Raw genomic sequence first — 13,888 nt, forward strand, 5'->3', positions numbered from 1 at the left:
CAAACTTCTTGTACGACGATGGAAGGTCGCCCTCTTATGGACATGGGACAACTCAGCAGCATCCTGCCGCTGATTCTGCTGGTGGTGGTGTTCTACTTCCTGCTGATCCGTCCTCAGCGCAAGCGTCAGCAGGAAGCGCTCAAGATGCAGAACTCGTTGGCGCCCGGCGCCAGCGTCATGACGACGACGGGCCTGTTCGCCACCGTGGTCGCCGTGGAGAACGAGGACGTCATCCTCGAACTGGCGCCCGGCGTCCAGACCCGCTGGGTCAAGGCGGCCATCGGTCGAGTCGTCACCCCTGGTGACGAGCCTGTGGACGAGGTCGACAGCGACGCGGTCGACGAGAAGGATGCGAGTGTGGAGCACAACGGCGATCAGGGCTCCAGCAGCAAGCAATCCTGACTAGGCTCCCCACCCGACTCCTACCTGAAAGAATCGACGACCAGTGGCCCGACCGACCAGCAGCCACAGCAAGCCGGGGCGCACGCTCCTGCTGCTCCTGGCGCTCACCCTCGCCCTGGGCGGGACGATGTTCCTGCAGCAGGCGTTCACGCCGAAGCTGGGGCTAGACCTCGCCGGTGGCACGACGGTGACCCTCTCTCCCGTCACACAGAACGGTGCGGCTCCACCTGAGGAGATCCTGGACCGCGCGGTCAACATCATCCGGACCCGGGTCAACGGGACCGGCATCTCCGACGCGGAAGTCGCCAAATCCGGCGACAACATCATCATCTCCATCCCCGGCGTCGGGCAGAGCGAGGCCATCGCGCTGGTCGCCACCACGGCGGAGCTCCGCTTCCGGCAGGTGATGGCCATGGAGCCGACGCAGCTGCTGCAGGATCAGCTCGCGACCGAGGCTCCGACCCCCGGCGCCTCACCGTCCGCCGCGCCGAGCTCTCCCTCGTCGTCCGTGCCGACCCAGTCGGTCGTGCCCCAGTCGACCACGTCACCGGCCGCGCGGCCCTCCGCCACCCCCACGGGCAAGGCGCTGTCGTCGGCCCTGACCTCGCCCGCCCCGGTCCCTTCGGCGACCGAGACCAAGAAGCAGCCCAACAAGGGCGACAACAGCCGGAAGACGAGCCCGACGCCGAGTCCGAGCGCTCAGCCGGAAGACGACCCCAACGCCGGCATCAACACCCAGGGCATCGACCCGGCGGTGCTCAAGCAGTTCAACGAGCTTGACTGCACCGACCCGAAGAAGCGCGGCCAGGGCGTTCAGGACGACCCCAACAAGCAGTACGCCGGGTGCGAGACCGACGGCACCTTCAAGTACGTCCTCGACGTGGCCAAGGTGGTCGGCACCGACATCGACACCGCCTCCTCGGGTGTCCAGCAGGGCAGCACCGAGTGGGTCGTCCAGCTCGACTTCAAGAGCAAGGGCGCCACCGAGTGGAGCAAGCTCACCTCCGCGGCGTTCAACTCGCAGGAGCCGCGCAACAAGGTCGCGGTCGTCCTCGACGGCGTCGTGATCACCGCCCCCAACATCATCAGCCCGATTCCCGGCGGCCGCGCCGAGATCACCGGCGGCTTCAACCAGAAGAGCGCGGGTGAGCTGGCCGAGCAGCTCAAGTACGGCGCGCTGCCGCTGAAGTTCGAGCGCAGCTCCATCGACACGGTCTCCTCGACGCTCGGCCAGGACCAGCTCCGTGGCGGCCTGATCTCCGGCATCATCGGCCTGGCGCTCGTGGTCATCTACTCGTTGCTCTACTACCGCGGCCTGGGCATCGTGGCCGTGCTGAGCCTCGTGGTCGCCTCGATCCTCACCTACACGGCGGTGGTGGTGCTCGGCCAGAACGCCGGGTTCCGGCTGTCGCTGCCGCACATCATCGGCCTGGTGGTGTCCATCGGCATCACCGCCGACTCCTTCATCGTCTACTTCGAGCGCATCCGCGACGAGATGAAGGAGGGCCGCCGCACGCTGCGCGCGGCCGTCGAGGTGGCCTGGGTCCGCGCCCGGCGCACGATCCTGATCGCCGACGCCGTCATGTTCATCGCCGCGGTCGTGCTCTACGTCCTGGCGGTGGGCGGTGTGGCCGGGTTCGCGTTCGCGATGGGCCTGACCACGTTGATCGACATCGTGGTGGTGTTCATGTTCACGAAGCCGTTCATCGCCCTGCTGGCGAGAATGAAGTTCTTCGCCAAGGGACATCCGCTGTCCGGCCTCGACGCCGAGCGCATGAGCGTCAACCCGTCGTCCGGCGCCGCCGGTCACAAGAACACCGTGCAGGAGGCCTGAGATGGGACTGGGGCGTCGCCTCTACCGCGGCGAGATCGATGTCGACTTCGTCGGCAAGTGGAGGCTGTGGTACGGCCTTTCCGGTCTGCTGCTGGTCATCTCGCTCGCGGGACTGCTGATCAACGGCCTCAACCTGGGCGTCGAGTTCAAGGGCGGCTCGGTCTTCTCCTTCAAGCCGCAGTCCAGCGTCAGCGTCGAGGAGGTGCGCGGCACCTTCAGCGACGAGGGCGTGCACCAGCCGATCGTGCAGACCGCCGGAGAGCGTTACCGGGTCACCACTGAGACGCTCTCGGAGAGCACCACCCTCAAGATGCAGGACGTGATCTCGAAGGAGTACGGCGTCCCCGTCAACGAGGTCAACATCCAGTCGATCGGCGCGTCCTGGGGCGGTGAGGTCTCGGAGAAGGCCTGGATCGGCCTGGGCGTGTTCATGCTGGCGATCATCCTGTACCTGTCGATGGCGTTCGAGCCGAAAATGGCTTTGGCGGCGATCGTCGCGCTGGTGCACGACCTCGTCATCACCGCGGGCGTCTACGCCTGGTCGGGCTTCGAGGTCACGCCGGCCACCCTGCTGGGCTTCCTGACCATCCTCGGTTACTCGCTCTACGACGCGGTCGTGGTGTTCGACATGATCAAGGAAGTCACGGCCAAGCTGGGCACCACCTCGAAGCAGACGTACTCGATGGCGGCCAACGACGCGCTCAACCACACGCTGATCCGATCGCTGAACACCTCGCTGGTCGCGATCCTGCCGGTTGCGGCGATCCTGTTCATCGGCACCACGGTGCTGGGCGCGGGGACGCTGAAGGACCTGTCGCTGGCCCTGTTCGTCGGCATGGTCGTCGGCACCTACTCCTCCCTGTGCGTCGCCACACCGCTGCTGGTGACGCTCAAGGAGCGGGAGCCGAAATATCAGGCCATCGCCAGGAGGATCGCCTCCACCAGCGGTGCCAAGGGCGCCAAGGGCTCCAAGAGCGCCGCGACTGCCAACGGCTGACCTGTTCCACCTCGACGCCCCCGCCCAGGTCCAGGGCGGGGGCGTCGTCATGTCCGGCCGTCCCTGAGGGGGCGCGTGCGTCCCCGGCGGCGTGGGGCGGGGAATCGGGGCCGCGTGGTCGGAGTACGGGCCGTCATGGGCCATCATGGAGCCCGTCAGGCGTGGGACCGGCCCCCGGAGGAGAACGGTGAAGAGCGAGCTGAGCACGACGATCATGGAGCGCATCCGGGACGTGCCGGACTACCCCCAGCCGGGCGTGCTGTTCAAGGACATCACGCCCCTGCTCGGCGACCCCGTGGCGTTCGCGGCCGTGGTGGACGAGCTGGCCGGGCTGCACGACGTGGACAAGATCGTCGGCATCGAGGCACGCGGGTTCATCCTGGGGGCCCCGGTCGCCTACCGCACCGGCGCTGGATTCGTGCCGGTCAGGAAGAAGGGCAAACTTCCCGCCCCGACCCTGGCGGAGTCCTACGAGCTGGAGTACGGCACCGCTACCGTCGAGGTGCACCACGACGCGTTCACGCCCGGCGACCGGGTCCTGATCGTCGACGACGTGCTGGCCACGGGCGGCACCGCGGCGGCGACCGTGGAGCTGGTCCGCAGGGCCGGCGGCGAAGTGGTGTGCTTCGCCGTCCTGATGGAGCTCGCCTTCCTCAAGGGGCGCGAGCGGCTGACAGGCGTGGAGATCCGCTCCCTGGTGATCGTCTGAACGGGCCCGCGACGGTCCGGGTTCGCCACCTGGATACACTGGGGGATCTGGACTCGAACGTAAGGAGTCTGTGTGCCCCGTGATGTGGTCGTGCCCGACGTAACGGACGCAGGCAGTGCCGAGACTGTCTCCGGCGCGCCCACCGGACGTCGCAGGCGCTTTGGGGGTGGGGCCATGAATCCCGTGCTGGAGCCGCTCTTCAGGACGGTCCGGGCCACCCACCCCAAGGCCGACCTGCGGCTGATCGAGCGGGCTTACGACATGGCGGCTTACCACCACCGTGATCAGAAGCGTAAGAGCGGCGATCCCTACATCACGCACCCGCTGGCCGTGGCGACGATCCTGGCCGAGCTCGGCACCGACGACGAGACGCTCTGCGCCGCCCTGCTGCACGACACGGTCGAGGACACCGCCTACAGCCTCGACGAGCTCCGCGCCGACTTCGGCGACACGATCATGTCCCTGGTCGACGGCGTCACCAAGCTGGACAAGGTCAAGTTCGGTGACGCGGCGCAGGCCGAGACCGTGCGCAAGATGGTCGTCGCCATGTCGCGCGACATCCGGGTGCTGATCATCAAGCTGGCCGACCGGCTGCACAACATGCGCACGATGCGCTACCTGCCCGAGCACAAGCGCCACCAGAAGTCCCGCGAGACCCTGGAGATCTTCGCGCCGCTGGCCCACCGCCTCGGCATGAACACGATCAAGTGGGAGCTCGAGGACCTGGCCTTCGCCATGCTCTACCCCAAGCGCTACGACGAGATCGCCCGGATGGTGTCGGAGCGGGCCCCGCGCAGGGACCTGTTCCTGCAGGAGGTCATCGAGAAGGTCTCCGGCGACCTGCGCGAGGCGAAGATCCGCGCCGTGGTCAAGGGCAGGCCCAAGCACTACTACTCGGTCTACCAGAAGATGATCGCCCGCGACGTGGCCTTCGACGACATCTACGACCTGGTGGGCATCCGGGTCCTCGTCGACAGCGTGCGCGACTGCTACGCGGCGCTCGGCACCATCCACGCGCGCTGGAATCCGGTCCCCGGCCGGTTCAAGGACTACATCGCGATGCCCAAGTTCAACATGTACCAATCGCTGCACACGACGGTGATCGGTCCCGAGGGCAAGCCGGTGGAGCTGCAGATCCGCACGCACGGCATGCACCACCGGGCCGAGTACGGCGTGGCCGCCCACTGGAAGTACAAGGAGGAGGTCGGCGGGCCGGGTCCCACCGGCAAGGTCAAGCCGGGCAGCGACATGGCCTGGCTGCGCCAACTGCTCGACTGGCAGAAGGAGACGTCCGACCCCGGCGAGTTCCTGGAGTCGCTGCGCTTCGACCTGTCGGTGTCGGAGGTCTACGTCTTCACCCCGAAGGGCCAGGTCATCGCCCTGCCCGAAGGGGGCACGCCGGTCGACTTCGCCTACGCCGTGCACACCGAGGTCGGCCACCGCTGCATCGGCGCCCGGGTCAACGGCCGGCTGGTGCCGCTGGAGTCGCGGCTCGGCAACGGCGACACCGTGGAGATCTTCACCTCCAAGTCGCCCGACGCCGGCCCCTCGCGGGACTGGCTCAAGTTCGTCAAGTCCGGCCGCGCCCGTAACAAGATCCGCCAGTGGTTCTCCAAGGAGCGCCGCGAGACCGCGATCGAGGCGGGCAAGGAGGCCATCGGCCGGGCCATGCGCAAGCAGGGCCTGCCGCTGCAGCGGCTGATGTCCGGCGAGGCGCTGCTGGCACTGGCGCGCGACCTGCGCTACTCCGACGTGTCGGCCCTCTACGCGGCCGTGGGCGAGGGCCACACGGCCGCGCAGACGGTCGTGCAGAAGCTGGTGGCGTCCATCGGCGGGGTTGACAGCGCCGAAGAGGACATCGCCGAGACCTCGCTGCCGACCCGCCTGCGCGGCCGCCCCCGGGGCGGCGGCGCGGGAGTCGTGGTGGCGGGCGACGCCGACGTGTGGGTACGCCTGTCCAAGTGCTGCACCCCCGTGCCCGGCGATGAGATCGTCGGCTTCGTCACCCGGGGCCACGGCGTGTCCGTGCACCGCGGCGACTGCACCAACGTGGCGCAGCTCAAGGAGCAGCCGGACCGGCTGGTGGAGGTGAGCTGGTCGCCGGGGGACGACAGTGTGTTCCTGGTGGCGATCCAGGTGGAGGCGCTGGACCGGCCCCGCCTGCTGTCCGACGTCACCCGCACCCTGTCCGACCAGCACGTCAACATCCTGAGCGCGTCGGTCACCACCTCGCGCGACCGGGTGGCGGTCAGCAAGTTCACTTTCGAGATGGGCGATCCCAAGCACCTGGGGCACGTCCTCAAGGCCGTGCGCGGCATCCAGGGTGTCTTCGACGTCTACCGTGTGAGCGGCGCCGGCAGCTGAGCGGGCGCGAATCTCGGGTCCAGAGCAACTGGACAGGCTGGTCGGCCCCCTGGGGTGAACGGGTGACACGTCACTTGGCGGATGGGCGACCATGGGCTCGCGTCACGGCGGCCCGCTGTCATCCGGTCAGCGGCCGTTCCCCTGGAGGCCCTCAGCCACGTGCGGCGGGTGGCTGAACCAGGCCGGCCGTAAAGAAGAATCTCCCCGCTCGGAGGCAGCCCTTCGGCGACGGACGGCGAGCCGCAGGGGGCGGGTGCCGTCAGTGGTGTCTGAGGTCGGGGAGGTTGACCACGATGGCCTCCTGGGTGCTGCGGGCGATGACCACGACCGCTTCCTGGGATGGGTCCGGATTTTCCTCCCGATGGGGGACATAGGGCGGGACGAAGATGTAGTCGCCCGGCTTGGTGTCGATCCGGGTCTCCTGCCCGTCGTCCGGGTCCAGGAAGACGAACGACGGGGCCCCGTCGACCACGTAGATCGCTGTCTCCGACCTGCCGTGGTGGTGGTCGGCGGACCGGGATGCGGGAGCCACGTGCGTCTGGCCCATCCAGAGCCGCTGCGCGCCCGTCGTGCTCCGGCCGATCGCGGCCAGCCTGCGCATGCCCGACGTCTGCGCCGTCCGGCCCGACAGTTCGGCGGCGGTGATGTGCCGCAACGGCCGGTGGAAGGCGTCCCCTGTCGCCCGGTAGCCCTCCCACAGGCGGCCACCCGCCCGGTCCAGCACGCGGGTGGCCACGGCGGCCAGCGCCGCGGGGTGCTCACGCGCGGCGAGGAGCTCCGCGGCGAGTTCGGGGTCGTGGGCGCGCAGTTCGCGCAGTAGCCACTTGCCGTCGCCGTGCCAGCCGCCGGCCAGCGAGAGCGCCAGCTTGGCGATCTCCTGGACGGCGGTCCAGCCGATGAACGCCCGCTCGCCCGGATCCGTCACCCCCGACAGGTCGTCCAGGAGGTCCGTCAGGACGTAGCGCGCCCGATCCAGCTCCGCAGGCTCCGGTACGCCCGGTCCGGCGGCCAGGCGGGCCCGTAGCTCCTGCTGGAGGGCGGTGGCACGGCCGCCGCTGCGGTCGACGAGCACGACCCCGTCCGCGCACATGCGCAGCAGGCTCGGCCGGCGGCGCTCCGCGTCCTGCTCCAGGTAGGCGGTGAGGCTGGTCTGGCTGTGCGTGAACAGCTCCACCGGCCAGTCCCGCCACCGGCGTGACTCCCGCTGCGGCCGGACGAGGCCGTCGAGCACGACCACGACGTCCAGGTCGGAGGTGGCCGTGCCGCGCCCGTTCACCAGGCTGCCGCCCAGAAAGGCGAACAGCGCGTCCGGGAACAGCTCTTCGACGAGGGCACGCGCGTCGCGCACAGCATCCATACGGACACCATAGACACGCCGAGACCTGCTCACCGTGGCCTCAACGCCAGACCATGAGCGGGCCGGTGCACGTCCATGCGCATGACCGTGAGGCCTCGGGTCATGAGGGCCGGCATCTCATCCTCGGAACGCGGCAGGGCCGACTCCACTCGTGAGGTCGTGGCAGGGCCGGCGCGCACTCGTGACACCGTGAAGGCCGGTCTCCGTCTCCCGAGACCACGGGGGAGGGACACCGGCCTTCAGGGCTAGCTGAACTCGGCCAGCGTGCGCTCGGCCTCCTGCAGCCAGGAGCGGCGGGCCGTGATGGCCTCCTCGGCCTCCTTGACGTCCTTGGGCCGGCCGGCCGCCTGCGCCTTGCCCAGGCGCTTCTCCAGCTGCTCGATCGAGGTGCGCAGCTGGTCGACCGTGCTCTGCGCGCGGGCCCTGGCCTCGGGGTTGGAGCGCTTCCACTCGGCGTCCTCGGCCTTGCGCACCGCCTCGTCCACCTTGCGGAGCCCGCCTTCGAGCCGGTCACGCTGCTCGCGCGGCACCGGTCCGGCGGCCTCCCAGCGCTCCAGGAGGTTGCGCAGCGTCACCCTCGCGCTGCGCGCGTCGGTGACGGGCAGCAGCTTCTCGGCCTCGATCAGCAGCTCCTCCTTCACCTCGGCGTTGGCCGCGAGCGAGGCGTCACGCTCGGCGAAGACGGCCGAGCGCGCGTGGAAGAACTGATCCTGGGCGCCCTTGAAGCGCGCCCACAGCTCGTCCTCCGCCTCGCGCGAGGCCCTGCCCGCCGTCTTCCAGCGCTGCATCAGGTCCCGGTAGACGGCCGCCGTCTGCGCCCAGTCGGTGGAGTCCGCGATCGCCTCCGCCTCGGCGACGATCGCCTCCTTGGCGGCGCGGATGCCCTCACGCTGCTCGTCGAGGCCCGCGAAGTAGACCTTGCGCCGCTTGGCGAAGGCGGTGCGGGCGGCCGACAGCCGCTTCCAGAGCGCGGCCTCGGTGACCCGGTCGATGCGGTCGGCGGCCTTCCACTCCTCGACCAGCTCGCGCAGCCGCTCGCCACCCGACTTCCAGTGGGTGGTCTCGTCGGCGATGCGCTCGGCCTCGGCGACGATGCCTTCCTTCGTCGTCCTGGCTTCGGCGCGTGCCTGCTCGCGGGCGGCCTTGACCTCCTCGCGGCGCTTGGCGACCAGCTCCGTCAGGCCGTCGAGCCGTGCCGTCAGCGCCGCCAGGTCGCCGATCGCGTGCGCATCGGCGACGGCCTCGCGCAGCTTGACGATGCTGGCCTCCGCCTGCGCCGGAGCCAGGTCGGTGCCCTTGACCCGCTGCTCCAGCAGCTGGACCTGCCCGGCCAACTCGTCGTACTTGCGATGGAAATAGGCCAGTGCCTCTTCGGGCTCACCGGCCTGCCAGGACCCGACGGCCCGCTCTCCCTCAGCCGTACGCACGTAGACGGTGCCGTCGTCGTCTACCCGGCCCCACGGGTCGGTGCTCACCGTGTCCTCCCGCACTTTCCATCAGACCCTTCGGGACTACTCGTCCCTAGTTTGTATTACGTCAGCTCTTGCCGCTGATTGTCACGTCTTTGATTTCGACGGTTTCCTTCGGCGCTCCGGTGCCATCGCCCGAATCGCCGATGACGCCCGCCTTGTTTACCTTGTCCAGGATGTCGAGTCCCTTGGTGATCGTACCCACCGGTGTGTAATCGGGGGTGAGCCCGATGTCGCCGTACACCAGGAAGAACTGGCTTCCCGTCGAGCCGGGCGCCGAGGTCTTGGCCATGGCCATCACCCCGCGCTTGTAGGCGGCGCCCTTGAGGTTCTCCTCGACCATCACGTAGCCGGGGCCGCCCGAGCCGTCCGCCGCGCCCTTGCCGTCGGCCTTGGCCGTCGGGTCGCCGCACTGCAGCATCGGGAACTTGTCGTTGCCCAGCCGGTGACACTTGCTGCCGTCGTAGAACTTCTTGTCCGCCAGGTGCTGCAGCGAGTTGACCGTGCAGGGCGCCTTGGCGTTGTCGAGCTCCACCACGATGTCGCCGAGATTGGTGTCGAGCGTCATCGTCTTCGTGGCGGGCTTGAGCTTGACCTTCGCCGGCGGCATGCCGACGTCCTTGGTCGCGCCGCCCGTGGTGTCGGCGACGTACTCGCAGGCGCCGGTTGCGGCATCGTACGGCTTGGGCTGCGCCGCCGGCGCCGCCGAGGCGGTGTCCTGTGGCGCCGAGGCCGCGGGCGAGGCGGCCGCGTCGGTCGGCTCGTCGCCGCCGCCCAGCAGCGCGACCGCGGCGACGATGCCACCCACCACCACGACCACCCCTACCGTGGAGCCGATGATGGCGGTGCGCTTGTTACGCTGCTCGCGCTCGAGACGGCGCTGAAGCTGCCGCTCGTGGTGCTCGCGTGCCAGCTGCTTCTGCCGGTCCTTCCCCGTGGCCACCGCTTTGCCTCCCATAGTGAATCAACTGAGGTGGGCGAATCGTATCGGCCAACGGGTAATGATTCGCAGCCCGGCGACCCGCACCGGTACCCTTCGGTTACATTCCCATTGGCTTTTTTGACGAGATCAGCTGAGGCAGATGCTCATCGCAGGCTTCCCCGCAGGGGCCTTCCAGACCAATTGTTACGCAGTCGCGCCCGCCGCCGGCGAGGAGTGCGTGATCGTCGACCCTGGTCAGGACGCCGTCGAGGGGATCGAGGAGATGCTGCGGGAGCACCGGCTCAAGCCGGTCGCGGTCCTGCTGACCCACGGCCACCTCGACCACGTCTGGTCGGTGGCGCCCGTCTGCGGCGCGCGCGACATCCCGGCCTGGATCCACCCCGACGACCGTCATCTGCTGAGCGACCCGTCCGCGGGGCTGTCGCCGGGCAGCGCCTCGATGTTCGGCGGCCTCACCTTCAGCGAGCCGGACGAGGTGCGTGAGCTGTCCGACGGCGCCACGCTGGAGCTGGCCGGGATGGAGCTGGTGGTCGATCACACGCCCGGCCATACCAGGGGGTCGGTGAGTTTCCGGCTGCCCGACGAGGACATCATGTTCGCGGGCGACCTGTTGTTCGCCGGCTCCATCGGCCGCACCGACCTGCCGGGCGGCGACTATCCGACGATCCTGCGCAGCCTGGCGGCCAAGTGCCTGCCGCTGCCGGACGATACGGTCGTCCTGCCGGGCCACGGACCACAGACCACGATCGGCCGCGAGCGCGCCACCAATCCTTATCTCAAGGAGGCCGCGCCGCACGCCGGTCCCACACGAGGGATCTAATGAGCTTCCAAGCACCCAAGGGCACCTTCGACTGGCTGCCACCCCGCTCCGAGCAGGTTCTCGCCGTCCGCGAGGCTCTCGTCGCCCCGGTACGGCGAGCGGGTTACGGCTACATCGAGACGCCCGTCTTCGAGGACACGCAGCTGTTCGCCAGGGGCGTGGGGGAGTCGACCGACATCGTCTCCAAGGAGATGTACACCTTCCCCGACAAGGCCGGTCGTTCGCTGACCCTGCGGCCCGAGGGCACCGCGTCCGTGGTGCGCGCCGTGCTCCAGCACAACCTGCACAACGGACAGCTCCCGGTGAAGCTCTGGTACTCAGGCAGCCAGTTCCGTTACGAGCGGGCCCAGAAGGGCCGCTACCGCCACTTCTGGCAGGTCGGAGCCGAGGCGCTCGGCTCGGAGGACCCGGCGATCGACGCGGAGCTCATCGTGCTCGCCGCCCAGGGATTCGCCTCGCTCGGCCTGCGGGAGGTGCGGTTGCTGGTCAACTCGCTCGGCGACCAGACCTGCCGTCCCGCCTACCGGGCGGCGCTGCAGGAGTTCCTGCGCGGCCTCGATCTCGACGAGGACACCAGGGCCCGGATCGAGATCAACCCGTTGCGGGTGCTCGACGACAAGCGGCCCGAGGTGCAGGCCCAGCTCGGCGGCGCGCCGCTGGTGGTCGACCACCTCTGCGCCGCCTGCAAGAGCTACCACGAGGAGGTCCGCGCCCTGCTGACCGCCGCCGGCGTCGCCTTCGAGGACGACCCGCGGCTGGTGCGCGGCCTGGACTACTACACCCGCACCACGTTCGAGTTCCTGCACGGCGGGCTCGGCTCCCAGTCGGCCATCGGCGGCGGCGGCCGCTACGACGGGCTGAGCGAGATGCTGGGCGGGCCGCCGCTGCCCAGCGTCGGCTGGGCGCTCGGCGTCGACCGCACGTTCCTGGCCATGGAGGCCGAAGGGCTGATCGCCGAGGCCGCACCCGGCCGCGTCCAGGTGTACGGTGTCGCGCTGGGTGACGACGCCCGCCGCCGGATGTTCCTGCTCGTGCACGAGCTGCGCCAGGCGGGCGTCAGCGCCGACATGGCCTTCGGCGGCAAGGGGCTCAAGGGCGCGATGAAGGGCGCCGACCGCTCCGGGGCGCGCTTCGCGCTGATCCTGGGCGAGCGTGACCTGGCGGCGAAAGCCGTACAGCTGAAGGACCTGACCACCGCTGAGCAGACCGAGGTGCCGCTGGCCCAGGTCGTTGACGTCTTGAAGGGGAAAGTGCAGTGATCCGCACGCATACGGCCGGGTCGCTCCGCAAGGAGCACGCCGGGCAGCAGGTGACGCTCGCAGGATGGGTGGCCCGCCGCCGTGACCATGGCGGCGTGGTCTTCATCGACCTGCGCGACGCCTCGGGCTCGGCGCAGGTGGTCTTCCGCGAGGAGGACCACGCTCACGACCTGCGCGCCGAATACTGCGTGAAGGTCGTCGGCCAGGTCCGGGTGCGGCCCGAGGGCAACGAGAACCCCGAGCTGGCCACCGGCGCGATCGAAGTCGTGGCCGACACGGTCGAGGTGCTCAGCGAGTCGGCGCCGCTGCCGTTCCCGATCGAGGGCAACGTGGGGGTGTCGGAGGAGGCGCGGCTGAAGTACCGCTACCTCGACATCCGCCGCCAGCAGGTGGCGAGCGCGATGCGCACCCGTTCCAAGGCCACCTACCTGGCCAACGAGGTGATGCACGAGCTCGACTTCGTCTATGTCGAGACGCCGACGCTGACCCGCTCCACGCCCGAGGGCGCTCGCGACTTCCTGGTGCCCGTCCGGCTGCAGCCGGGCAGCTGGTACGCCCTGCCGCAGTCGCCGCAGCTGTTCAAGCAGCTGCTGCAGGTGGGCGGCCTGGAGCGCTACTACCAGCTGGCCAAGTGCTACCGCGACGAGGACCTGCGGGCCGACCGGCAGCCGGAGTTCACCCAGATCGACGTGGAGATGTCCTTCGTCGACCAGGAGGACGTCATCGCGGTCGGCGAGAAGCTGATCGGGCGGCTCTGGCGGGAGATCCTCGGCTACGAGATCCCGCTGCCGCTGCCGCGCATGACCTACGCCGACGCGATGGCCCGTTACGGCTCCGACAAGCCCGACCTGCGCTTCGGCCAGGAGCTCGTGGAGATGACGGACTACTTCGCCGACACGTCCTTCCGCGTCTTCCAGGCGGACTACGTGGGGGCCGTGGTGATGCCCGGCGGCGCCTCGCAGACCCGCAAGGAGCTCGACGGCTGGCAGGAGTGGGCGCGCAGCCGCGGCGCCAAGGGCCTGGCCTACGTGCTGGTCCAGCAGGACGGCACGCTCGGCGGCCCGGTGGCCAAGAACCTGTCGGAGACGGAGACCGCGGGTCTGGCGGCCAAGGTCGGCGCCCAGCCGGGCGACGCGGTGTTCTTCGCCGCCGGGGCCAAGAACGCCTCGCGCGACCTGCTCGGCGCGGCCAGGCTGGAGATCGGCCGCCGCTGCGGCCTGATCGACTTCTCGCAGTGGTCGTTCCTCTGGGTGGTCGACGCGCCGATGTTCGAGGAGGACGGGGAGGGCGGCTGGACCGCCGTGCACCACCCGTTCACCGGCCCCAAGCCCGAGTGGGCCGACAGCTTCCAGGACCATCCGGGCGAGGCCCTGGCCTACGCCTACGACATGGTCTGCAACGGCATGGAGATCGGCGGCGGCTCGATCCGTATCCACCGCGCCGAGATGCAGCAGCGCGTCTTCGACGTGCTCGGCATCTCCAAGGAGGAGGCGGAGAGCAAGTTCGGCTTCCTGCTGGAGGCGTTCAACTACGGCCCGCCCCCGCACGGCGGCATCGCCTACGGCTGGGACCGGATCTGCATGCTGTTGTCGGACGGCGAGTCCATCCGGGACGTGATCGCCTTCCCGAAGACGGCCTCGGGCTTTGACCCGCTCACCGGCGCGCCCACGCCGATCACGGCCGGTCAGCGCAAGGAGGCGGGCGTCGACGCCCGGCCCAAGACGGAGGCGTAGA

The 13,888-nt window shown here is 69.5% G+C and carries 11 protein-coding genes; 8 read left to right on the forward strand and 3 right to left on the reverse strand.

From position 1 onward, the window contains the following. Positions 1-18 precede the first annotated feature (18 nt). From yajC to IEY87_RS38225, 5 genes are all read left to right on the forward strand, one after another. Positions 19-402, forward strand: coding sequence for a preprotein translocase subunit YajC (gene yajC, locus IEY87_RS38205; protein ID WP_225278007.1), 384 nt, complete (start codon positions 19-21; stop codon positions 400-402). A 43-nt stretch (positions 403-445) separates the two neighbouring features. Continuing rightward, the gene (gene secD, locus IEY87_RS38210; protein ID WP_225278008.1) at positions 446-2,236 is read left to right on the forward strand and encodes a protein translocase subunit SecD; all 1,791 of its coding nucleotides are present in this window, start codon (positions 446-448) and stop codon (positions 2,234-2,236) included. A gap of 1 nt (position 2,237) precedes the next feature. Next, positions 2,238-3,233, forward strand: a complete 996-nt coding sequence (gene secF, locus IEY87_RS38215) for a protein translocase subunit SecF (protein WP_189143728.1) — start codon at positions 2,238-2,240, stop codon at positions 3,231-3,233. A gap of 145 nt (positions 3,234-3,378) precedes the next feature. Next, on the forward strand, positions 3,379-3,942 hold the full coding sequence (locus IEY87_RS38220; protein ID WP_263653088.1) for an adenine phosphoribosyltransferase: 564 nt from the start codon (positions 3,379-3,381) through the stop codon (positions 3,940-3,942). A gap of 174 nt (positions 3,943-4,116) precedes the next feature. Then, positions 4,117-6,306, forward strand: a complete 2,190-nt coding sequence (locus tag IEY87_RS38225) for a RelA/SpoT family protein (RefSeq protein ID WP_189143730.1) — start codon at positions 4,117-4,119, stop codon at positions 6,304-6,306. Between the two features lie 259 nt (positions 6,307-6,565). On the opposite strand, the gene IEY87_RS46335 is transcribed toward IEY87_RS38225, so the two are convergent. From IEY87_RS46335 to IEY87_RS38245, 3 genes are all read right to left on the reverse strand, one after another. After that, entirely contained in the window at positions 6,566-7,663 is a 1,098-nt protein-coding gene (locus IEY87_RS46335; protein ID WP_225278009.1) for a cupin domain-containing protein, read from the reverse strand. A 245-nt stretch (positions 7,664-7,908) separates the two neighbouring features. Beyond that, a complete protein-coding gene (locus IEY87_RS38240; RefSeq protein WP_189143731.1) occupies positions 7,909-9,138 on the reverse strand; it encodes a DUF349 domain-containing protein in 1,230 nt (409 codons plus the stop codon). 61 nt (positions 9,139-9,199) lie between these two features. After that, complete coding sequence (locus IEY87_RS38245) at positions 9,200-10,075, reverse strand: peptidylprolyl isomerase (RefSeq protein ID WP_308113007.1); 876 nt, start codon at positions 10,073-10,075, stop codon at positions 9,200-9,202. Between the two features lie 139 nt (positions 10,076-10,214). On the opposite strand from IEY87_RS38245, the gene IEY87_RS38250 reads away from it, so the two are divergent. Genes IEY87_RS38250 through aspS form a run of 3 tightly spaced genes read left to right on the forward strand, consistent with a single transcriptional unit; the run spans position 10,215 to position 13,887 of the window. Then, positions 10,215-10,895: an MBL fold metallo-hydrolase gene (locus IEY87_RS38250; protein ID WP_189143733.1), complete on the forward strand. Its 681-nt coding sequence runs from the start codon at positions 10,215-10,217 to the stop codon at positions 10,893-10,895. Beyond that, positions 10,895-12,154: a histidine--tRNA ligase gene (gene hisS, locus IEY87_RS38255; protein WP_189143734.1), complete on the forward strand. Its 1,260-nt coding sequence runs from the start codon at positions 10,895-10,897 to the stop codon at positions 12,152-12,154. Before IEY87_RS38250 ends, hisS begins: the two co-directional genes overlap by 1 nt. Then, the gene (gene aspS / locus IEY87_RS38260; protein ID WP_189143735.1) at positions 12,151-13,887 is read left to right on the forward strand and encodes an aspartate--tRNA ligase; all 1,737 of its coding nucleotides are present in this window, start codon (positions 12,151-12,153) and stop codon (positions 13,885-13,887) included. Before hisS ends, aspS begins: the two co-directional genes overlap by 4 nt. Position 13,888 lies beyond the last annotated feature (1 nt).

It is taken from the genome of Nonomuraea glycinis (genome assembly GCF_014646515.1).
Lineage (GTDB): Bacteria > Actinomycetota > Actinomycetes > Streptosporangiales > Streptosporangiaceae > Nonomuraea > Nonomuraea glycinis.